General features: G+C 49.9%; 18 protein-coding genes and 2 tRNA genes. 8 read left to right on the plus strand and 12 right to left on the minus strand.

Annotation, left to right across the window (positions count from 1 at the left end; all coding sequences use genetic code 11):
- Positions 1-5: 5 nt before the first annotated feature.
- Genes ACLPHM_RS05490 through ACLPHM_RS05520 form a run of 7 tightly spaced genes read left to right on the plus strand, consistent with a single transcriptional unit; the run spans position 6 to position 7,747 of the window.
- Complete coding sequence (locus tag ACLPHM_RS05490) at positions 6-2,957, plus strand: monovalent cation/H+ antiporter subunit A (RefSeq protein ID WP_430220251.1); 2,952 nt, start codon at positions 6-8, stop codon at positions 2,955-2,957.
- Complete coding sequence (locus ACLPHM_RS05495; protein ID WP_430220252.1) at positions 2,957-3,304, plus strand: Na+/H+ antiporter subunit C; 348 nt, start codon at positions 2,957-2,959, stop codon at positions 3,302-3,304. The genes ACLPHM_RS05490 and ACLPHM_RS05495 overlap by 1 nt, the downstream gene beginning before the upstream one ends.
- Entirely contained in the window at positions 3,304-4,935 is a 1,632-nt protein-coding gene (locus ACLPHM_RS05500) for a monovalent cation/H+ antiporter subunit D (protein WP_430220253.1), read from the plus strand. Before ACLPHM_RS05495 ends, ACLPHM_RS05500 begins: the two co-directional genes overlap by 1 nt.
- The gene (locus ACLPHM_RS05505; RefSeq protein WP_430220254.1) at positions 4,932-5,420 is read left to right on the plus strand and encodes a Na+/H+ antiporter subunit E; all 489 of its coding nucleotides are present in this window, start codon (positions 4,932-4,934) and stop codon (positions 5,418-5,420) included. Before ACLPHM_RS05500 ends, ACLPHM_RS05505 begins: the two co-directional genes overlap by 4 nt.
- Positions 5,417-5,698, plus strand: coding sequence for a K+/H+ antiporter subunit F (locus ACLPHM_RS05510; RefSeq protein ID WP_135866849.1), 282 nt, complete (start codon positions 5,417-5,419; stop codon positions 5,696-5,698). Before ACLPHM_RS05505 ends, ACLPHM_RS05510 begins: the two co-directional genes overlap by 4 nt.
- Positions 5,695-6,096: a monovalent cation/H(+) antiporter subunit G gene (gene mnhG / locus ACLPHM_RS05515; protein ID WP_430220255.1), complete on the plus strand. Its 402-nt coding sequence runs from the start codon at positions 5,695-5,697 to the stop codon at positions 6,094-6,096. The genes ACLPHM_RS05510 and mnhG overlap by 4 nt, the downstream gene beginning before the upstream one ends.
- Positions 6,097-6,154: 58 nt before the next feature.
- Positions 6,155-7,747, plus strand: a complete 1,593-nt coding sequence (locus ACLPHM_RS05520; protein WP_430220256.1) for a TerC family protein — start codon at positions 6,155-6,157, stop codon at positions 7,745-7,747.
- On the opposite strand, the gene ACLPHM_RS05525 is transcribed toward ACLPHM_RS05520, so the two are convergent.
- The 6 genes from ACLPHM_RS05525 to ACLPHM_RS05550 form a co-directional block, all read right to left on the minus strand.
- Positions 7,732-8,853 carry a sensor histidine kinase gene (locus ACLPHM_RS05525; protein WP_430220257.1) on the minus strand — a complete coding sequence of 374 codons (1,122 nt, stop codon included), beginning with the start codon at positions 8,851-8,853 and terminating at the stop codon, positions 7,732-7,734. The two genes, ACLPHM_RS05520 and ACLPHM_RS05525, sit on opposite strands and share 16 nt — an antisense overlap.
- A gap of 23 nt (positions 8,854-8,876) precedes the next feature.
- Positions 8,877-9,548 carry a response regulator gene (locus ACLPHM_RS05530; RefSeq protein ID WP_430220258.1) on the minus strand — a complete coding sequence of 224 codons (672 nt, stop codon included), beginning with the start codon at positions 9,546-9,548 and terminating at the stop codon, positions 8,877-8,879.
- A gap of 111 nt (positions 9,549-9,659) precedes the next feature.
- Positions 9,660-10,145 (minus strand): ExbD/TolR family protein, encoded by a 486-nt coding sequence (locus tag ACLPHM_RS05535; protein WP_430220259.1) that lies wholly within the window; start codon positions 10,143-10,145, stop codon positions 9,660-9,662.
- Between the two features lie 2 nt (positions 10,146-10,147).
- Positions 10,148-11,170 carry a MotA/TolQ/ExbB proton channel family protein gene (locus tag ACLPHM_RS05540; RefSeq protein WP_430220754.1) on the minus strand — a complete coding sequence of 341 codons (1,023 nt, stop codon included), beginning with the start codon at positions 11,168-11,170 and terminating at the stop codon, positions 10,148-10,150.
- A gap of 12 nt (positions 11,171-11,182) precedes the next feature.
- Positions 11,183-11,989 carry an energy transducer TonB gene (locus ACLPHM_RS05545; protein ID WP_430220260.1) on the minus strand — a complete coding sequence of 269 codons (807 nt, stop codon included), beginning with the start codon at positions 11,987-11,989 and terminating at the stop codon, positions 11,183-11,185.
- Between the two features lie 144 nt (positions 11,990-12,133).
- Positions 12,134-13,195 (minus strand): sulfate/molybdate ABC transporter ATP-binding protein, encoded by a 1,062-nt coding sequence (locus tag ACLPHM_RS05550; RefSeq protein WP_430220261.1) that lies wholly within the window; start codon positions 13,193-13,195, stop codon positions 12,134-12,136.
- A gap of 271 nt (positions 13,196-13,466) precedes the next feature.
- Here ACLPHM_RS05550 and ACLPHM_RS05555 point away from each other — a divergent pair, with 271 nt between their 5' ends.
- Positions 13,467-14,240: a MipA/OmpV family protein gene (locus tag ACLPHM_RS05555; RefSeq protein ID WP_430220262.1), complete on the plus strand. Its 774-nt coding sequence runs from the start codon at positions 13,467-13,469 to the stop codon at positions 14,238-14,240.
- A 583-nt stretch (positions 14,241-14,823) separates the two neighbouring features.
- Here ACLPHM_RS05555 and ACLPHM_RS05560 read toward each other — a convergent pair.
- The 6 genes from ACLPHM_RS05560 to rnr form a co-directional block, all read right to left on the minus strand.
- Positions 14,824-14,899 (minus strand) — tRNA-Val (locus ACLPHM_RS05560).
- A gap of 337 nt (positions 14,900-15,236) precedes the next feature.
- Positions 15,237-15,312, minus strand: a tRNA-Val gene (locus ACLPHM_RS05565).
- Positions 15,313-15,393: 81 nt separating this feature from the next.
- Positions 15,394-15,666 (minus strand): HU family DNA-binding protein, encoded by a 273-nt coding sequence (locus ACLPHM_RS05570; protein ID WP_135864891.1) that lies wholly within the window; start codon positions 15,664-15,666, stop codon positions 15,394-15,396.
- A 296-nt stretch (positions 15,667-15,962) separates the two neighbouring features.
- Positions 15,963-17,198 carry a cystathionine gamma-synthase family protein gene (locus ACLPHM_RS05575; protein ID WP_430220263.1) on the minus strand — a complete coding sequence of 412 codons (1,236 nt, stop codon included), beginning with the start codon at positions 17,196-17,198 and terminating at the stop codon, positions 15,963-15,965.
- 135 nt (positions 17,199-17,333) lie between these two features.
- Complete coding sequence (gene rlmB / locus ACLPHM_RS05580; RefSeq protein ID WP_430220264.1) at positions 17,334-18,083, minus strand: 23S rRNA (guanosine(2251)-2'-O)-methyltransferase RlmB; 750 nt, start codon at positions 18,081-18,083, stop codon at positions 17,334-17,336.
- Positions 18,084-18,096: 13 nt separating this feature from the next.
- On the minus strand, positions 18,097-20,517 hold the full coding sequence (gene rnr / locus ACLPHM_RS05585; protein WP_430220755.1) for a ribonuclease R: 2,421 nt from the start codon (positions 20,515-20,517) through the stop codon (positions 18,097-18,099).
- Between the last annotated feature and the right edge of the window lie 103 nt (positions 20,518-20,620).

The raw sequence follows: 20,620 nt of genomic DNA on the forward strand, positions 1-20,620 counted from the left end.
GCCCGATGTCTTTGCTTGTCATCCTAGCCCTCCCCTTCGTTGGTGGGCTGATCTCATCGTTATTGTCTGCTGACTCCCGAAAACTTCAGGCTCCGCTTGCCGGGATGGTCGCCTTAACCTGTGCGCTTTTTACGCTAGTCAACTTCCCGGCCATATCCCGTAATGAGGTATTACTGTTTTCCTCTGACTGGATTCCGGCCTACAACATCTATTTCAACTTGCGCATGGATGGCCTAGCCTGGCTATTCAGTATCATCATCACGGGGATGGGTGCATTAATTGCACTCTACGCACACTACTACCTTTCCGCCCAAGAGCCTGTACGCCGGTTCTTTGCATTTTTGCAAATATTCATGGGAGCGATGCTAGGGGTAGTGCTGTCTGGAAACGTGATTCAGCTGGTCGTATTCTGGGAACTGACTAGCTTGTCGTCCTTCATGTTAATTGCCTACTGGTACCACCGCCGAGATGCGCGTCGTGGTGCCCGTATGTCTCTGATCATTACGGGTGGTGGTGGTCTCTGTTTGCTGGCTGGCGTGCTAATGATGGGACAAGTGGCCGGCACCTATGATCTGGGTGAGATTCTCATCTCAGGTGATCGCATACGTCAAAGTGCGTGGTATCCCGTACTTTTGTTAATGGTCGCCGCAGGAGCACTGAGCAAAAGTGCTCAGTTTCCTTTCCATATTTGGTTACCTAGAGCCATGGCCGCGCCGACTCCGGTATCGGCCTACCTGCACTCTGCCACCATGGTGAAAGCTGGTGTTTTCTTACTGGCACGCTTCTGGCCGGTATTAGCTGGCACCACCGAATGGGCCATATTAATTGGTGGATCAGGGCTTATTACATTGTTGCTGGGCGCCTATTTGGCAACCTTCCAGCGCGATATGAAAGGTGTCTTAGCCTACTCCACCATCAGCCACCTAGGCCTGATTACCTTATTACTAGGCATGAACAGTGCGATGGCACTGATTGCTGCCATCTTCCACATTATTAACCACGCTACCTTCAAAGCCTCCTTATTTATGGCGACTGGTATTGTGGACCACGAAACGGGTACGCGTAACCTCAATAGGCTATCCGGTTTACGTTACGCCATGCCTATTACCGCCTTACTAGCAAGCGTGGCGGCAGCGGCGATGGCGGGTGTGCCGTTGCTCAATGGCTTTCTCTCTAAAGAAATGTTCTTTGCTGAGGCCGTAGAGACTGCTAATGGCAGCTCTTGGGATTACGTCATCCCTCTGATTGCGGTGATTGCCAGTGCGTTTAGTGTGGCCTACTCCTTGCGTTTCATCATGCAAGTATTCTTTGGCCCTCCTGCCAAAAACCTACCTCGTGAGCCACACGAGCCCCCTATACAAATGCTAATCCCCAGCATCATCTTAGTGCTGATCTGCTTGGCTGTAGGGATGATTCCAGGTTACACCGTTGCCCCCTTCTTGGATGTAGCAGCGCACTCCATCCTAAACCTAAAAATGCCAGACTTCAGTCTGCGCATATGGCATGGCTTCAACCTCCCGTTAGTGATGAGTATTATTGCCATGCTAGGTGGGGTGATATTGGTGTTTTTGCTGGACAACTACCGACAAGGACGCTCAGACCGTGCGCCTATTTTGTACCGCGTAGATGGCCAACGTATTTTTGAAGCCTTCTTGGGCTGGACAGAAACGGCTGCCGATTTCATCATCGACAAAACCTACTCACCTAGGCTACAGCGCCAAGTCCTACTCATCCTAATATCCACCTTGGTGGTTACTGCTTTGCCACTATTGCGTGGTACTTGGTTTATTCCACAACAATCCACGGTAATGGATCCCCTCTTTGCGGTGATGTGGATAGCTGGCGCTGCCTGCGCCATTGGCGCAGCCTACCAAGCCAAGTTCCATAGACCAGCAGCCCTGCTACTGTCTGGTGCTGCGGGCTTAATCACCAGCTTGACCTATGCTTGGCTATCAGCGCCAGACTTGGCCTTGACACAATTAGCAGTAGAAGTAGTCACTGTCGTATTAATTCTGCTTGGGTTGCGCTGGTTACCTAAACGCCTGCCTACCGATGAAGACGATATATCCCCGCTATCGCGCTTTAAAGCCTTGCGTCGCCGTAGCCGAGACTTAACCATTGCCGTACTGTCGGGTGCCGGTCTATCGGTGCTGGCATACACTATTATGACCAGACCTCCCGTTGAGGATGGCGTATCCCCCTTCTTAGTCCAGCAAGCCTTGCCATTAGGCGGTGGTGCTAACGTGGTGAACGTGATTTTGGTGGACTTCCGTGGTTTTGACACCTTTGGTGAGATCACAGTACTGGGCATTGTGGCGCTTAGCGTCTACGCTTTGCTACGCCGCTTCCGACCACCTATTGAAACCATTATGACGCCACTGGAAATTCGTCATAAATATGGTCAGCTCATACAAAAAGCGGAAGTGTTGTCCCCCCTAGAGTCAGCCACTTTCGAAGAGCCTGATCCTAACCAAAACGTACCTTATGGCGTGACAAAAGTCCCTGCCATGTTGATGCGAATTCTGCTGCCTATTGCCGCACTGATTTCCATTTACTTCCTGCTGCGAGGCCATAACCTACCCGGCGGTGGTTTTGTGGGCGGCTTAATCATGGCAACAGCCATTTTGATACAGTACATGGTGAACGGTATTGTATGGGTGGAGTCACGCCCCTTGCTGCACCCACAAATGTGGATTTCACTGGGTATGTTGTTTGCCGGTTTTGCTGCCATGATCGTATGGTGGTTCAACCGTCCATTCCTCGCTGCGCTGGAATGGCATGTAAACCTACCGTGGGTAGGTGAAGTTCACGCCACTAGTGCTCTGCTCTTTGATATAGGGGTATACATGCTGGTGGTAGGCTCTGCTATTTTGATGTTGCTGGCGCTGGCTCACCAGTCCCTGCGTTTTTACCGCAAACTGCCCGCCCCCCAAGACTCACTCAGTACCAAAGAATAATGGAAATCGTTCTCTCTTTAGCTATAGGTATTTTGGCAGGCTCAGGCGTCTGGTTACTGCTGCGACCCCGTACATTCCAGGTCATTATGGGTCTATCCTTATTGTCCTACGCCGTGAACCTGTTCATCTTTTCCATGGGGCGTATCACCCTTAATGCCCCCGCAGTCATCAACGCCGAACTAGGTGCTGACCCCAGCAACTACGCAGACCCTCTGCCTCAAGCCTTAGTGCTGACAGCCATTGTGATCGGCTTTGCGACCACCGCTCTTTTTCTAGTAGTACTACTGGCCAACCGTGGGCTAAGCGGCACTGACCACGTAGACGGCCGTGAGGAAAATGAGCTGTGATGCTGTTGAAACACCTGCCTATTTTTCCCATTATCATTCCACTGATTGCAGCAGGTTTAATGCTGCTGCGTCAGGATAAGTTCCGCCGTTACAAAATAGTACTTAGCGTCATTTCGTTTACCCTGCAATTGCTGGTCGCCGTTCTGCTGTTGAATATGGCTGACGGCACCATCGAAACCCTATGGCCTGACGGTGTAGGCGTCTACTTGCTGGGCGACTGGCCTGCTCCTTTTGGCATTGTGGTGGTAGTTGATAGGCTATCCGCCCTCATGCTGCTACTCACTGCAGTACTGGGTGCTACTACATGGGTCTATGCCACCGCGCGCTGGGATAGATCGGGTGTACATTTCCACCCTTTATTCCAGCTATTGCTGATGGGCTTAAACGGTGCTTTCCTGACAGGCGACCTGTTTAATCTGTTTGTATTCTTTGAAGTATTGCTCGCTGCCTCGTACGGTTTGATGCTGCACGGCTCGGGCAAAGCCCGTGTCAATGCTGGCTTGCACTACATTGCTGTCAACCTGATTGCTTCGTTCTTACTGCTAATTGCCTTAGCGTTGATTTATGGCGTAACAGGAACGTTGAACATGGCACATTTAGCGGTGATAGCAGGCCACCTCTCTGGCCCTGACCGCTTGCTGTTTGAAAGTGCTGCCGCCGTACTGGGTATAGCCTTCTTAATTAAAGCCGCCGCTTGGCCTCTGAACTACTGGTTGATTGATGGGTACGCTAACAGCAGCCCACCAGTTGCGGGCGTGTTCTCTATCATGACCAAAGTGGGGATTTATGCCTTGCTACGCATAGGTACGTTGCTAGAACCTACCGGTGCGCCCGCTGCCTTTGGTGGGGCATGGATGTTCCCAGCTGGTATTGCCACCTTAATCTTTGGTGCAGTGGGCACACTGGCTGCGCACAATACGCAACGTATGGCTGGTTATTGCGTTATCTTATCGTCAGGTACGCTATTAGCTGCCCTAGGTATGCCCGGAGTCATCCTGACTGGACCTGCTCTGTACTACATGATTAGTTCAGTATTGGGCTTAGGTGCTTTTTTCATGCTGCTGGAAATGATCAACCGCGCTCAAAGCTTCGGTTCAGACTTTCTAGCCGCTAGTGCGGAAGCTTTTGCGCTAACCGATAACGACGACGAAGATGATAGCAGCGATGTAGTCGGTAGAGCCATTCCTGCCGCACTAGTCTTTTTAGGTATGAGCTTTATTGCGTGTGCGCTGATTATTATCGGGCTGCCACCACTGTCAGGTTTTGTGGCGAAGTTTTCATTAATTCTGGCGGCACTGCAAGCATCAAGCTATACACCAGACCCGCTGAACGCGTGGATTTTCACCGCTACGCTGTTGTTAGCAGGCTTTATCGGCATCATCGCATTATCGCGTACCGGCATTCGCCTGTTCTGGAGCCACAACAACATTAGTGTGCCGCATTTGCGTCCATCCGAAGCCTTACCTGTTACGGTGCTAATTACTATCTGCGTGTGGTTAAGTATTCAAGCCGGCCCCATTACCAGTTACCTGGAAGATACCGCCCGCTACTTAGACCGTCCCAGTGCCTATATTAATGCCGTACTCATGAAAAACTCCGACCGTCCCGTACACACAGGAGAAACACCATGAGGAAAAAATTTAGTTTCCTGATTTTTCCTGTATTTCTCTGCGTATTTTGGCTACTGTTAAATAGCTCTTTATCGCCTGGCAACATTGCATTGGGCATACTTTTAGCTGTTTTACTCTCTGTTGCTGCCATTCCTTTTCGACCTGTACGCGCCACACTCAGCCATCCTTTCATCGCTTTGCGCCTGATGTGGCATGTATTTGTGGACATCGTGAATTCCAATATAGACGTGGGCAAGATAGTGCTTAAAGGAGATAAATCTGGTGCCACCCCAGGCTTCTTAGATATTCCCCTTACCATTACCGACCCACATGGGCTAAGCGCCCTCGCCTGCATCGTGACCTATACTCCGGGTACAGTGTGGTCTGGTTTCAACGAGGAAAAAAACATCCTGACACTGCATGTGTTGGATCTCAAAGACGAACAGCAGTGGTTAGATACCATACAAAAACGCTATCAACAGCCGCTTATAGAGATTTTTGAATGAACAGCATCATTTATTGGTCTAGCCTTTTTGCATTGGCTTGTTTTGTGATTGGCATGAGCGTTGCAGCCTATAGAATATCCACCGGCCCCACCGCCTGCGACCGCGTGTTGGCGTTGGATACCATGTACGTCAATGGCATGCTGGCTCTCTTAGCTCTAGGCATGCGCTTTGACTCACGCCTGTATTTTGATATTGCGTTGCTCATTGCACTGTTTGGTTTTGTAGGCTCTGCGGCAATGGCTAAGTTCTTGTTACGCGGTGAGGTGATTGAGCCATGAACGACATCCCACTCTGGATTAGCATCCCTACGGCGCTACTGCTTATACTCAGTGGCATCATTACGCTGGTAGGCTCTTTAGGGCTGATTCGTTTGAATCATTTCTTTAGCCGTATGCATGCCCCTACATTGGGTAACACCTTAGGCGTGTTTTTTATGCTGCTCGCCATGGTGTTGATGTATTCTTACCTGAGCGATCACGTTATTGTTCACCCGCTGCTGATTACGCTGTTGCTGGTAATCACCTCTCCTGTTACTGCTATTTTGCTGATGCGTGCAGCCATCAAGCGCGAACTTAGCCAACGTACGGTTACTTATGCCCCCAACGAGCCCGGTCACATGGATTTACCGCATAAATCTCCTCCTATAGAGGAGCAAAATGCCGAACCCAAGCTCTAATGACATTACTGTCATATAAAGACCCTATTATTCTTTCTTTTTCGCTTCACTCAACATCATGGAATGGCTTGTAGACCCGAACATATGGGCGGGCTTAATTACCCTCGTTGTACTTGAGATAGTACTGGGTATAGACAACCTTATTTTTATCGCCATCCTGGCCGATAAACTGCCTCCGCACCAGCGGGACCGTGCACGTATTATCGGCCTCTCACTGGCTCTGGTGATGCGGCTCATCCTGCTTAGCGTCATCTCGTGGCTGGTCACTCTGAAAACCCCGCTATTTTCCATCGGCCCCTTCGGATTCTCCGGACGCGACCTTATTTTGCTGATGGGCGGTATATTTTTGCTCTTTAAAGCCACCAGCGAATTGCACGAGCGCCTAGAAGGCCCGCCAATGGTGCGTGAGAAAAACAAAGCCTATGCCAGCTTCGGTATAGTTGTGACGCAAATCGTGGTGCTAGATGCCATCTTCTCGCTAGACGCCGTCATTACGGCGGTAGGCATGGTAGACCATCTGCCGGTCATGATGGCTGCGGTCATCATCTCTATAGGCTTGATGATGTGGGCATCCAAGCCCCTGACACGCTTTGTAAACGCCCATCCTACGGTGGTTGTGCTGTGTTTAAGCTTCTTGCTGATGATTGGTCTAGCATTAGCGGCAGAAGGTTTAGGATTAACTATTCCTAAAGGCTATCTGTACGCCGCCATCGGCTTCTCCATTGTTATCGAGTTCTTTAACCAACTCGCTCGTCGTAGCGTATTGCGCCACCAAGCACGCATCCCTATGCGTGATCGTACTGCAGATGCGGTAATGCGCTTACTCAGCAACAAACCTACCGACAACGAAAACGAAGGCGCTGCAGACAGCAACGATGTGCATGATTTTGTTGATTCAGCGTTCAAGGCTGAGGAACGAAAAATGGTCAGCGGCGTGCTGAATCTGAGTCAACGCCCTATACGTTCGCTGATGACACCCAGAAACGAAATTACGTGGGTGAATACCGAAGACTCTGCCGAGAACATACGCCAGTTGCTACGTGATACACCACACAGCTTCTTGCCCGTCTGTAATGGCCAGCTCGATCACATCATTGGTGTAGCCAAAAGCAAAGATTTACTGGCCGACCTAAAAGACAACGATGTTGTCACTCAGTGGTCAGAATTGCGTGCACCTATTATTGCGCATGAGCACACAGACCCTCTGATGGTCATTCAAATGCTGAAGCAGTCCAAAGGACAGTTTGTTTTGGTAGCCGATGAGTACGGCACAATTGAAGGCTTGCTCACCCCTATAGACATTCTGGAAGCCATTGCGGGCGAGTTCCCTGATGAGGACGAGCAACCAGCCATACGCAAAGTGGATGACAATGAGTGGCTGGTAGAAGGCAGTACCGACTTGTTCCATTTGGCACAAGAGCTAAACCTACCTAACCACTTAAGCATTGCTCGCAACTTCAACTCGGTTGCCAGCTTTATGTTGGAAAGCTTGGATGCACTGCCTAAGGTAGGCGATGTGATTGAAAGCGAAGGCCTACGTTTTGAGATTGTGGAAATGGTAGACCGACGTGTAGGTGAGGTACGTGTGAGCCGTATAGACACCGATGATCACACCACCGATGGTGACGAGTCTGCTCAGTCTGCAGACTGAAAACGCTGACGTCGTAAACGTGTACCAATACGGGGGCCCGGAAAGATCACCATGATCTGGGTTCCCGGAAAATGCGGTCTGCTATTCAGCTTGACCCATGCACCGTGCAACACGGCAATTTCTCTAACAATCGCCAACCCTAAGCCCGCTCCACGGCCCTTATGGGCTTGTGATGGTGCGCGATAAAAAGCCTCGAACACCTGCTGCGCATCTTGCTCTTGAATGCCTACACCATTGTCCTCTACCGCTAACGAGGGTGGATTGGCATTAATGCGTATGGAAAGCTGGTTATTTCCCCCCACACCGTAATTCAGTGCATTGTCTAGTAAGTTAGACAGTAGCTCACCCAATAAAATAGGGTCTGCATCAATCCACACCGGTTGATCTGGAGCGATCAACTGCAACTGCATGCCTTTTTCTCGTGCATTGGCCAACCACTCACCGCCCGTATTTCTAGACCATTCGCATAAATCTAGGCGCTCTAAGCTGTCTCTGGGGCTGGTAGAAGCATCCGCCCTAGCAAGTACCAGTAGTTGCTCACCTAAACGAATCATACGGTCTGAGATGCGTTTAATGCGCTCTGCACGTGTACGTACATCTAATGGTAGATCTTGTGCCAACATTAGCTCAGACTCTAAGCGCAAGCTACTTAGCGGCGTACGAAACTGATGGGCCGCATGACCTATAAAGCGCTTCTGCGCCTGCCATGTATCATCTAATTGCGCGAGTAAGGTATTGACGTGCAATACCAGCGGCAATACCTCTTGTGGCACACCAGATACATTCAACGGGTTAAGCGTCTCGTCTTCATCCCGTTCGGTGATTTGTTCTGCCAAGTCATGAATGGCGGCCAAACCGCTGCGTACGCCTCGCACCAACACCCACGTAAACAACCCTACCAGGATCAGTTGTGTCAGCGCCATCGTCCAAAAAATATCGCGCAGCATCCACTCTTCAATCTGCATTTTCCGCGTGAGCACCCAAGTGACCGCCAAATCCAGAATCACCAACATGACGATGGGTGGCATCAAACGCACCACCAAGTGCCTAGACAAACTATTTTGCTGCCAGAACGCAGGAATGCCTTTTCGTTTATTCGTTATCATGTGCGCTCCACAGCAGGGGCCTACTATTCGCTTTGCAGTTCCAGCGAGTAGCCAAATCCACGCACAGTCTGTATTTGCAAAGGCAAGCCTTCTAAACGTTTGCGTAAACGGTATACGTAGACTTCTACTGCATTCTCGCTGAAATCCGCATCGTTTGCGGATAACGACGCTACGATCTGCTGTTTGGTCACGACCTTACCTACTTTACCCATTAACATTTCCAGAACGGAAAGCTCTCGCACGGATAAGGCCAAACGCTGGTTATGTACGCGTAGTTCGCGACTTACCATATCAAACACCAACGGCCCTACTTCTAGCACCGACTGCGCTTGGCCTACGCTGCGTCTAGCAAAAGCACGTATACGCGCAGCCAATTCAGCCAGCTCAAAGGGTTTGACTACATAATCATCAGCACCTGCATCTAAACCGGCTACCCTATCCTCCAACTCATCACGTGCAGTCAGAATCAATACCGGCACTGTCATGCCTTGTTGACGTATGTTGCGCAACCAATCCAAACCACTAATGTCTGGCAAATTTAGATCCAGAATCACCAGCTCGTACTCTACCGCAGACAATGCACTCAAACCACCTGCGCCATCCGCATGCAAATCGACGGCATAACCTTGGCTCATCAAGTACTCCTGCAAGGCAGGCCCCAAACTGACATCATCTTCTATAAGTAATAGACGCATACGCAGATTTCACAGTGATTCGTTGGTGCAAAAAAAGAAAACCCCGCTGAGGCGTAAGCTTCAACGGGGTGAATGCTGCCGCTGCTCTGCGGCTTAACAGCATAACGGATTTTACGGCGCAGCGGTATTACCTGCTGGCTTATCCGTGGCATCTGCAGGTGCTGGTGTAGCGGCACCTTGCTCTGCACCAGGACGAGTCACAAAGCCCAAACGCACCATACCAGCGGCTTTGGCTTTACTCATCACCTGAGCCAAAATTTCATAACGTGTTTCTTGATCAGCACGAATACGAATTTCTGGCTGAGGCTTTTCTTGAGCATAAATAGCTAAGGTTTGCGTCAGGTCTTCCATTGCCACAGGGTCATTGTTTAAGAACAATGCACCATCTAACGTGACCGCTAAATCTAGGGATTTAGCGTCTTTTTCCACGGGCTGAGCAGTAGCCTGAGGCAATTGCACTTTGATGCTATGCGTTAGCAACGGTGCGGTAATCAGAAAAATCACCAGCAGCACCAACATCACGTCGATCAGCGGCACCATGTTAATTTCGGCTGCTGTCTGTGATGAGGAACGGCTATCAAAGCTTCCAAAAGACATGATTACTCACCCCCTGCAGGTACAGGTGCTACCGATGCCCCTACGCCTACAGGTTCATCAACGCGTGGAGCTGTACCGATTGGACCACGACCATTACCATTTGAATCAGGTACTTGTTGACCTGTAGTCAAGAAAGTAAACAAGTCATGAGCAAAGGCATCCAGCTTAGCTAAGTACACACGGTTTGTACGCACAAACGCGTTATACGCCAATACCGCAGGAATCGCTACAGCCAGACCCAAACCGGTCATGATCAGCGCCTCACCCACTGGGCCAGCAATTTTATTCAATGCCACTTCTTCGGACAGACCGATATTGATCAGTGCATGGTATACCCCCCACACTGTACCGAACAGACCCACAAATGGTGCCGTAGAACCCACGGACGCCAACAGCGTTAAGCCATTTTCCAAGCGAGCGGTTTCTTCATCGATGACTTTACGCATAATGCGCATCACAAATGAGTCTGTGGAGCCTTTTTCTTCCAGCTTCAACGCGCCATAACGGGCATGATGATTGCGGGAGTGAATAGCGTGGCTAGCTAGGTGAGCGAACGGCTCATTCGCGCCATGTGTAGCGATTTCGTTCTCTACTTGCTCTAACGAACTTGCTGCCCAGAACTCGCGCAGGAAATTGTTAGAACGACGCTTCAAGCGATAAGACACAAAGGCTTTGGCAAAAATCAAATACCAACTCGCCAATGACATCACCAGCAAAATCACAAATAGGCTTTTACCTACCATGTCACTTTGCGCGATGAAGTGCAGCATACCGGTAGAAGCGGCTTCTTGCGTCATCACGGGAACGTCACCAGCACCAGCCAAAGCGGGGGCAAGCATTTCTGTTGTTTGAGACAACTCCACAGCCGCACCAATCAGCGGTTGTGCAGCCTGGGCTGCAGCATCTACTGCAGGCTGGGCTACATTCTGGGTCTGTATTGCCGCATCAACAAGGGGTTGAGCATCTGCTGTCGCTGCGCTCACCTGCGCCAGTCCTAGCAGAGCAGCCTCAAGAAGCTCCTGCATCATATTTACGTCCTATAAAACAAAGTCAAATGGGATATCGGCCATAGCACGATATGCCACGCCATTTTCAGTATAAGGTTTGAATTTCGCACGACGTACCGCACTAATCGCGGCATCATCCAATCGGCTATGCCCCGATGATGTACGTACACTGACATCAATCACCGAACCTTCGGTAGAAATCAGTACGCGCACAATCACACGCCCCTGCTCACGCCTACGCTCTGATGCACGTGGGTATACAGGTTGTGGAGGCGGCCCTAAGTAATTCACTTGGCTAATTACTCTAGGTCTGTTCGGGTCTACACTCTGTGCCGCTTGCTGACCACCGGCTTGCGTTGTGCTGGGGTTTTCAGTTGCGACATTACGTGTAGCGGGTGCAGCTGGCTGCTCCGCAGGCTCGGGCCTTGGTGTAGGCTCAGGACGAGGCTGTGGTTTTGGTTTAGGTTTTGGCTTGGGTTTAGGCTGAACAACCGGCTCAGGAATCACTGGATCTTCTACCACTGGTTCTGGCTCAGGTTCCGGCTCGACTTCTTCTTCGGGCTCGGGCTCAGGTTCTTCCTCTACGATTTCTTCAGGCTCTGGCGGCTGTTCAATTTCCGCTTGTGCCAATTGAGGCTCGCCGGGATCAGGATCAGGAAACTCCAATAAATCCACACCAACGATTTGTTCCATGGCTGGCTCACCAACCATTTTAGGCTCATCACTCATGAAGACGGTGGCCAATACACCTGCATGTAAACCCAGTGCTATAGCGAGCGCTGTGCCTTTGAGGATCCAGCGTGAGCTACCGGTATAAGAGGTGTGAAGCTGCTGCATAATCAATTCAGGAAATGTTAGCCCACAAAATTGGGGGACCAGCTTAAAAGCAAAACGCCATAGTAACAGTAATGCTAATTATTCTCAATAACAGATTAAAGAAAAGCGAGATAAGAAATTACTCATCTCGCTTAACTAAAACTATTAGGCTGGGAACACTTTAAACTTCCGTGGTCTAGCCACGGCTTGCATACCTTCTTTCAATGCCAAGCCAGCCCACGTTAATTGATCAAACTCGGCTTCCCATGATTGATCTTGATGTGGCAACTTTAATTCTGCTCGCACCATACCACCTAAAGGAATCACGCGATCTATCTGTACCGATACCCCTGGTGCAGAAGTGGTATTTAATAAATCAATATCATGCGGACGCACAAAGCCAATCACATTACCTTCTTTCTGAGCAGAACCAAAATCCATAGAGAACTGCCCCAGATCAGGATTCGCTTTAAAGGTACCGGATTGCACAATGCCAGGCAGACGGTTAGCAGCGCCTAAGAATTCATAAACAAATGGCGAGGCAGGATGCTCATAAACATCTTGCGGATTACCTTGCTGTTCTACATGACCTTTATTCAGCACCACGATACGATCAGCAACCTCTATGGCCTCTTCCTGATCGTGCGTCACAAATAAGGTACTAATGTGTAACTCATCGTGTAATCGTCGTAACCAACTGCGCAGCTCTTTACGAACTTTGGCATCCAAAGCGCCAAAAGGCTCATCCAGTAAAAGCACCTTAGGCTCAACCGCTAGTGCTCTAGCCAAGGCGATACGCTGACGTTGCCCACCCGACAATGCCGCCGGGTAACGATCACCCAACCAGTCCAGTTGCACCAGCTCAAGCAATGCCTTTACGCGACGTTTAATTTCAGCTTCATCCAGACGTTCTTTACGCGGTTTAACACGCAACCCAAACGCCACATTATCAAACACCGTCATATGCCTGAACAACGCATAGTGCTGGAATACAAAACCCACTTGGCGTTCACGCGTGCCCACAGAAGCCATATTCTGACCATTGATGACCACCTGCCCTGCATCGGCGTGTTCCAAACCCGCCACAATGCGCAACAAGGTAGTTTTGCCGCAACCAGAGGGGCCCAACAAAGCCACTAATTCGCCATCAGGAAAATCCAGCGTTACGTCATGTAGCGCCGTAAATGAACCAAACTGTTTGCGTAAATTCCGTACTTCTATACTCATGAGTACATCTCGGTGAGCGTGATGAAAAGCCAAGTCTATCAAGCCGCTTCATATACAAGAACGAATAAATAAATTTTTGCTTATTACTTTTGATTATTTAAGAATATACAAAACAGTCTTTTACAAAGAAAAAAAACCTTAACACAACAAAGCGAATTGCAAGTCGCTTTGCTGTATAAAACACGGTAAGATAAGGCCACTACGATCAGGGCGCGGCAACCCTATAGGCATGCCCCCTGTCCATATTCATTGACCGTATTCGTTATCTATCATGTCTGTACTCTCCTCTGCACGCAAAACTCTGCTGTGCTCTACCGCAGCAATTACCTTAGGTTTACTTTCAACGGGGCTATACGCCAAAAACACCATTGGTGTAGGTGTAGGTTTTATCCCTAAATACGAAGGCTCTGAAGACTACCGCGCCCTACCCTCCCCCATCATCAATTACAAAAGTGGCAATTTCTTTATCTCCCCTCGCGCTGGTCTTCCTAGCGCAGGCTGGGAGACTGAAATCACCCACGACTGGAGTGCTGGTGTATTTCTAGGTATGGGGCTTGGCCGTCGTTCCAGCATGTCTTCCCACCTAACAGGTACAGACCGCATCAAGTTTCATGGCAATGCTGGTGTATTCACTGAATGGCGTCCAGGCAACTGGGCTCTAGGCGCCGCTTATTACCAAGCCTTGCACAACGGTTACGGCGGTGTCGCTGAGTTCCGTGGCTCATACCAAGTATGGTCCGTGGCTGGTACGACTTTCCGCGTAGGCGCAAACACCGAATGGGCCAGTGGCGATTCCATGAAAACATTCTTTGGCGTGAAACAGCACGAAGCCAATGCTAGCGGTGGTCGCCTGACTCGCTACAACCCTTCATCCGGCTTCAAATCCGCCTCCTTGTTTGGCACATGGAACCAAGAGCTGAGCCAAAACTGGAATCTGGTTGGCGTATTGGGCTTTAAGCGCTTGCTAGGCGATGCTGCAGATAGCCCAATCGTAGAAGACAAAACCAGCGTGTTTGGTAGCGTAGGTGTGACCTATTCGTTCTAAGGCATTAGCTGCTTTTCTGTAGCACAGGGAAGTAGGTTAGGCAGCCAGAATAAAAAAGGGCCTCTTTATGAGGCTCTTTTTTTTGTGCCCTCGGTGACACAGAAGAATGGCTAGTACTCATACCGCTCTAATTATGGCAGCGATTGCCGCAAACCCTTGGGGATCACTCACCCTGCCCTTGTACGCACATCTTGTTGTTAAAGCATGTTGCATGCATCGATTGTTTGCCACTGTTGAGACGCCATATATTGAATCCCATTGATGGGACTCAGTTACAGACGTTCGTCACTCACACTGCTTATATCCCGAACCACAACTAGAAATGTGTATAACGACTCAGAAAAGCATGCCTATGAACGGGCCACCCACACCAAGGCTGAACGTCGGCTCGACGCAGGCGTATGATTCTGATGCTTTACATGGCGAGGTACTGTTCTTGTCATCTATAGCATCACCATGAATAGCTAGAGCCATCTCTTACACAAAAGAATGCTCAGGCAGATGAATAAGCGACAGAAAACAAAAAAGCCCTGACGCTTTCACGTTAGGGCTTCTTGCTGCAAGGTTTGTCACATCAAACAAATGGTGGGTGCTGAGGGGATCGAACCCCCGACCTACGCCTTGTAAGGGCGCCGCTCTACCAGCTGAGCTAAGCACCCATTTGGTTTGCTGTGTACCGAACCAAGAACATAAGTATAAGATGCTTTTGTAAATTCTGTCAACAGTTAATTGATAAATTTACTAACACTTATCTATGCGCTCGCGTTTTTAAGTGAGGCGGCAGATATCGTACGCGTTACAGTGATTTCAGAACCATCACCACCCTACACATAGGGCAACGATCAGCGAACCACGATAAGTACGCACGGATTTTATTGCTGGTTAAATGCAGAAAGCCGCGTTAACGCCTTTACATCACCCCAAAACCATAGAAAAAAAAGCCCTGACGCTTTCACGTTAGGGCTTCATTTTGCTTGGTTTTCACTTCAAATCAAATGGTGGGTGCTGAGGGGATCGAACCCCCGACCTACGCCTTGTAAGGGCGCCGCTCTACCAGCTGAGCTAAGCACCCATTTGGTTTTTTGTGTTCCGAACCAGAAACAGAAGTATAGGATCGTTTTTAAAACCTTGCAAGTACTTTCTGAAAGATTTATTAATTTACTGCATCTTTCAGTGCTTTACCTGGACGGAACTTAGGCACAACGGCTTTTTCGATCTCGATTGTTTCGCCTGTACGTGGGTTACGGCCTGTGCGAGCAGCGCGCTCGGACACAGCAAAAGTACCGAAACCTACCAGCGTTACGGTGTCCTTTTCTTTTAATGTGGTGGTAACCGCATCGATGAACGCATCCAATGCGCGTCCAGCATCTGCTTTGGACAGGTCAGCCTTGTTAGAAATGAAGTCGATAAGCTCGGTTTTGTTCATTTAAGGAATACCCCTGATATTTGTAATTGCCGCCCACAAAATTCGGAACAGCTTAAGCTAAAAAATAGCCACGCCTTTCAAGTGCACATAGCGCTCTAATTTATTGAGCGCTGTACCTGACGGTTCATGATGTGTCTCGTAGCGAGCTAAGCCGTATTAAGCCTTTGAATCAGTACCCTGTCAAGCAATTAATGCTCTGTAACCCGCATATTTACTGATGTTTTCACTTTTCTCATATTCATGGAACGATTTTTTAGCCTAACCCTTAACTCGCATCCAAAAATATGCTAAAAGCCCTATCGCTGCTCTAAAGCTTGTGAAAAATCACCCTCTAGATCAGCATAATCCTCAATACCAATGGAAATTCGCAAAAGATTATCGGCGATTCCCATCAAAGCACGTTGCTCTGCACCCATCTCATAATAGATAGTATGAGCCACAGGAAGGGTTAGACTACGCGTATCACCCAAGTGCGTAGCCAAGGCCACTACCTGCAAGCGATTCAAGAAATCGAATACATCGATGTCTGCCGCCAACTCTACTGCCAACAACGCACCAAACCGCCCATCAAAGAGCTGCTGAGCACGTTGATGTTGAGGATGCGAATTCAAACCAGGATACTTCACAGCCGTCACACGAGGATGCTGCGCTAAGAAGTGCGCCAAACGATTGGCGTTATCACAGGCCTTTTGCATACGTAATGGCAAGGTTTCTGCTCCCACAGAGATACGATGTGCAGCGTCTGAGGACAAGGTTGCCCCCATATCGCGCAAACCTTTTTTCTTGATCTGGGTAAGCCCCCAAGACTGCGGATTGCCCTGCCTATAGGCCGGAGAAATATTCGGATAATCAGACCAATCAAAAAGGCCCGTATCAGTCACCATACCGCCTAGCGCTTGCCCATGCCCTGCTATGTACTTAGACAGCGAATTCATCACCAGAGACGCCCCCACACGACGCCCAGTGAGCAGCCACGGCGTAGAGAGCGTGTTATCCAAGACATACAGCAAGCCCTCTTGGTTACACCACTCACCTATACCCTGCAGGTCAGCAATTTGCGTACCGGGATTAGCGATGGTTTCCGTAAATACCATGCGAGTGTTTGCTTGACGTGCCGCCCGAACATTTTCCACATCAGTAGCATCTACCAATGTAACTTCCACACCAAAGCCCTGTAGCGTAAGCAGCAAGCTGTTGGTATTACCGAAAATATATTTACTGGAAATCAGGTGATCGCCGGCTTTAAGCAGGGTCAAAAAAATGGCGCTAAGCGCAGCCATGCCAGACGCAAAACTGACGCTTGCCGTGCCCTGCTCCATTTTGGTGACTTGTTTTTCTAGCGCCGCTGTAGTGGGCGTGCCTTGGCGAGCATAACTAAACCCCGCCTTTCCTTGAAATACCGCCGCCAATTCTCGTGCATCAGAAAACGCATATTCGGTAGAGGGATGCAGCGGTTGATGTACTGCACCGCACTCACTTCCTTGGCGGCGATCGGAATGTATTACTTCGGTTGTAAACCCATTTGCAGACATATATGTACTCAACAAGTACATGTAGGCACACCCTATGCCTACATGTGGACGTCATCAAACTATTCATTATGACGGCTTATCTGCATAGGGGAGGTTAGTTACTTATACATTATGGCTATATATGTATATAACCGGTTAGGCTCCTACCTGACGCTGACGTACCGTCTCATACAAGCATACCGCACTGGCTACACTCACGTTTAAGCTCTCTACAGAACCTAACATAGGGATGGAAACCAGCTCGTCACAGGTCTCACGCACCAAGCGACGCATACCCTCGCCTTCCGCACCCATCACCCAAGCCATTGCGGCACGAGCATCAACAGCATGCAAACTGTGCGTAGCTTCGTCATCTGTACCCACCAACCAAATATCACGATCTTTAAGCTCACGCATGGTGCGCGCCAAGTTCGTCACAGTCAGATACGGTACTGTTTCCGCTGCCCCGCAGGCCACACGACGCACCGTAGCATTCAAGCCCACAGCGCGATCACGCGGCGCGATCACGGCATGACAACCTGCGGCGTCTGCCGTACGTAGGCAAGCACCCAAGTTATGCGGATCCGTTACGCCATCCAACAACAACAAAAAGGGCTTCTCTTTGCGGTCTTCTACTTGATCCAGCAACTCGTCTAGATCCAACGCCAGTGCTACTTCTTTGGCCAATGCCACAACGCCTTGATGGCGCACGCCCTGACTAATACCATCTAGGCGTTTTTTATCCACGAACATGACACGAATGCCACGCCCTTGAGCCTGATCTACAAAGGCCTGCATGCGTTTGTCACGCCTACCCTCTTCCACATAGAGTTCTTGAATAGACTCAAGCGCATGGCGCATGCGCGATTGTATGGCATGAAAACCCGCCAATACCTGCAATGACATACTGTTCCTTCAACTAGCGTTTAACCCGCTTTTTTGCTGCACGGGCTTTAATGTTTTTATCGCGCGCTGCCGCCTTGGCCGCTTTACGCGCTGTAGCACGTCGCTCACTGGACGTACCTTTTAAGGCTTTAGGTTTGGCTGGCGCTGCTTTCTTTTGCGGCTTACCACGTGCATTTTCGTTTGCTGGCGACATCAAGGCTTCATAGCCTGTGCCTTTTACCAAGCGGAAATCAATGCGGCGGGCCTCTAGATCCACACGCGCAACCTGCACTTGCACCGCATCTGTCAGCTTATAGCGAATACCTGTGCGCTCACCACGCAAATCATGGCTAGCCTCGTTAAAGACAAAGTAATCTGCCCCTAACTCAGAAATATGCACCAAACCTTCTACGTACAGAGAGTCCAGCGTGATAAACAAACCGAAGTTCGCCACACCGGTAATCTTGCCACTGAACTCTTCACCTATATGCTCTTTCACAAAGTAGCATTTCAGCCAAGCCTGCACATCGTAAGAGGCTTCATCAGCACGTCGCTCACGCGCAGAGAGCATTACGCCTAAGCGCTCCCACTTAGCAAGCTGACGTTTGCTTGCGCTGAGTGATGCATCGCCAGCTTCATCTGGCAAATCAGGCTCATATGGCTTGCCTTGCAAAATGCTTTTAATGACACGGTGTGTCAACAAGTCAGGGTAACGTCGAATGGGTGATGTGAAGTGAGTGTACGACTTATACGCCAACCCAAAGTGCCCCAATCGCTCAGGGCTATATACCGCCTGCTGCATAGAGCGCAAACACATAGTCTGAATGATTTCAAAATCACTGCGACCACGCACACTCTGTATGAGCTTGGCATAATCTTCGGTACCTGGCTCATCCCCACCTTCCAAGTACAAGCCTAAGGTGCGCAAGAAATCGCGCAGCTTTTGCAGTTTCTCGGGCGTAGGGCCTTCGTGTATGCGGTATAGACCTTGTCGGCGACTACGCCCCATGAAGTCAGCCGCACATGTGTTAGCCGCCAACATAAACTCTTCGATCAACTTATGCGCGTCATTACGCACCATAGGCTCAATACGTTCGATACGACCCAATGGGTTGCACACTATCTTGGTCTCTACCGTATCAAACTCGATGGCACCACGTACTCGGCGTTGCTCTGCCAGTTTGCGATACAGCTCATAAGCCGTATGCAACTGCGGCACAATCGCTGCCATTTCTTGCGCAGCAGGACCATCTGGCTGCTGTAATGCCCCCCACACGCCGGTGTACGTTGTACGCGCATGCGAGTGAATCACCGCTTCATAAAATTGATAAGCCGTAACCGTACCTGCTGTGGCACCTTCGGCTGGAATAATCATGTCGCACACCAGCACTAAACGGTCTACGCCAGGATTCAACGAACAAATACCGTTAGATAAGGACTCGGGCAACATGGGAATCACGCGGCGCGGAAAGTACACACTGGTACCACGCTCTAGCGCATCGCCATCCAAACCATCGCCGGGACGCACATAGTGGCTCACATCGGCAATAGCCACCAACAAACGCCACCCTGCACGCGGACGCTTACCTACGCCTATATCAATAGACTCGCAGTACACCGCATCATCAAAGTCGCGAGCATCTTCACCGTCAATCGTGATAAACGGCAGATCGCGTAAATCTACCCTACCTTTAAGGTCGTTAGGTCGCACATCATCAGGCAAGCGATCAGCTTGACGTTGCGCAGCATCGCTAAACTCAAAGGGCACATTGAACTTGCGCACTGCAATTTCAATTTCCATGCCGGGGTCATCCACGCCACCTAACACTTCCACCACTTTCGCCATAGGCTGTGTGTGGCGAGCAGGCTGCCTAGTGATTTCCACCACCACAACCTGCCCAGGCTTGGCGTTCGCCAAATCTGCAGGAGACACATAAATATCGTGCTTGATACGCTGATCTTCAGGCACGACGGTGTAATTACCGTGCTCCATGACCAAGCGCCCCACCAATCTATTGGTATGACGCTCTAGCACCTCAACAATCACAGCCTCAGGCTTGCCACGGTACTCACCATCGGCACGCACCAACACACGGTCGCCATGCAGCACACGCAGCATTTCTCGTTGCGACAAATAAAGATCCGGGCCGCCGTCGTCTCGAATGAGGAAACCAAAACCATCTCGATGCCCCTGTACTACGCCCTCAATAAACTGTGAGCGTGTATTCAGAGAAATATGACCTGAATCATCAATCATAATCTGCTCATCACGTTGCATAGCCGCCAAACGCCGCTCTGCACCTACAGGTAAAGGGAAAGACATGCCCAGTTTCTTTGCCAATGCATTGACAGCAATACCTTTGGGACATGTACGCAAGAACTGCAAGAATTGTTCCCGGCTGGGAATCTGGGGGTCGAAATCAGGCGGTGGCGCGTAGGCACCTTGCTCTGACACAGTCTCAGGGGCTTTGCCCCGTTGAGGAGTTTTTTGATTTTTTTTCAGCAAAAGGCTTCCCGTTCAAATTAAGCACTGGAAGGCGGATGCAGCGTATGACTCA

Source organism: Paenalcaligenes sp. Me131 (genome assembly GCF_050487225.1).
Taxonomy (GTDB): domain Bacteria; phylum Pseudomonadota; class Gammaproteobacteria; order Burkholderiales; family Burkholderiaceae_B; genus Paenalcaligenes.

Bases quoted from the DNA above. Each gene is read 5' to 3' on its own strand.
- ACLPHM_RS05490 (WP_430220251.1), top strand. From the start codon at position 6: ATGTCTTTGCTTGTCATCCTAGCCCTCCCCTTCGTTGGTGGGCTGATC.
- ACLPHM_RS05495 (WP_430220252.1), top strand. From the start codon at position 2,957: ATGGAAATCGTTCTCTCTTTAGCTATAGGTATTTTGGCAGGCTCAGGC.
- ACLPHM_RS05500 (WP_430220253.1), top strand. From the start codon at position 3,304: ATGCTGTTGAAACACCTGCCTATTTTTCCCATTATCATTCCACTGATT.
- ACLPHM_RS05505 (WP_430220254.1), top strand. From the start codon at position 4,932: ATGAGGAAAAAATTTAGTTTCCTGATTTTTCCTGTATTTCTCTGCGTA.
- ACLPHM_RS05510 (WP_135866849.1), top strand. From the start codon at position 5,417: ATGAACAGCATCATTTATTGGTCTAGCCTTTTTGCATTGGCTTGTTTT.
- mnhG (WP_430220255.1), top strand. From the start codon at position 5,695: ATGAACGACATCCCACTCTGGATTAGCATCCCTACGGCGCTACTGCTT.
- ACLPHM_RS05520 (WP_430220256.1), top strand. From the start codon at position 6,155: ATGGAATGGCTTGTAGACCCGAACATATGGGCGGGCTTAATTACCCTC.
- ACLPHM_RS05525 (WP_430220257.1), bottom strand. From the start codon at position 8,853: ATGATAACGAATAAACGAAAAGGCATTCCTGCGTTCTGGCAGCAAAAT.
- ACLPHM_RS05530 (WP_430220258.1), bottom strand. From the start codon at position 9,548: ATGCGTCTATTACTTATAGAAGATGATGTCAGTTTGGGGCCTGCCTTG.
- ACLPHM_RS05535 (WP_430220259.1), bottom strand. From the start codon at position 10,145: ATGTCTTTTGGAAGCTTTGATAGCCGTTCCTCATCACAGACAGCAGCC.
- ACLPHM_RS05540 (WP_430220754.1), bottom strand. From the start codon at position 11,170: ATGCAGGAGCTTCTTGAGGCTGCTCTGCTAGGACTGGCGCAGGTGAGC.
- ACLPHM_RS05545 (WP_430220260.1), bottom strand. From the start codon at position 11,989: ATGCAGCAGCTTCACACCTCTTATACCGGTAGCTCACGCTGGATCCTC.
- ACLPHM_RS05550 (WP_430220261.1), bottom strand. From the start codon at position 13,195: ATGAGTATAGAAGTACGGAATTTACGCAAACAGTTTGGTTCATTTACG.
- ACLPHM_RS05555 (WP_430220262.1), top strand. From the start codon at position 13,467: ATGTCTGTACTCTCCTCTGCACGCAAAACTCTGCTGTGCTCTACCGCA.
- ACLPHM_RS05570 (WP_135864891.1), bottom strand. From the start codon at position 15,666: ATGAACAAAACCGAGCTTATCGACTTCATTTCTAACAAGGCTGACCTG.
- ACLPHM_RS05575 (WP_430220263.1), bottom strand. From the start codon at position 17,198: ATGTCTGCAAATGGGTTTACAACCGAAGTAATACATTCCGATCGCCGC.
- rlmB (WP_430220264.1), bottom strand. From the start codon at position 18,083: ATGTCATTGCAGGTATTGGCGGGTTTTCATGCCATACAATCGCGCATG.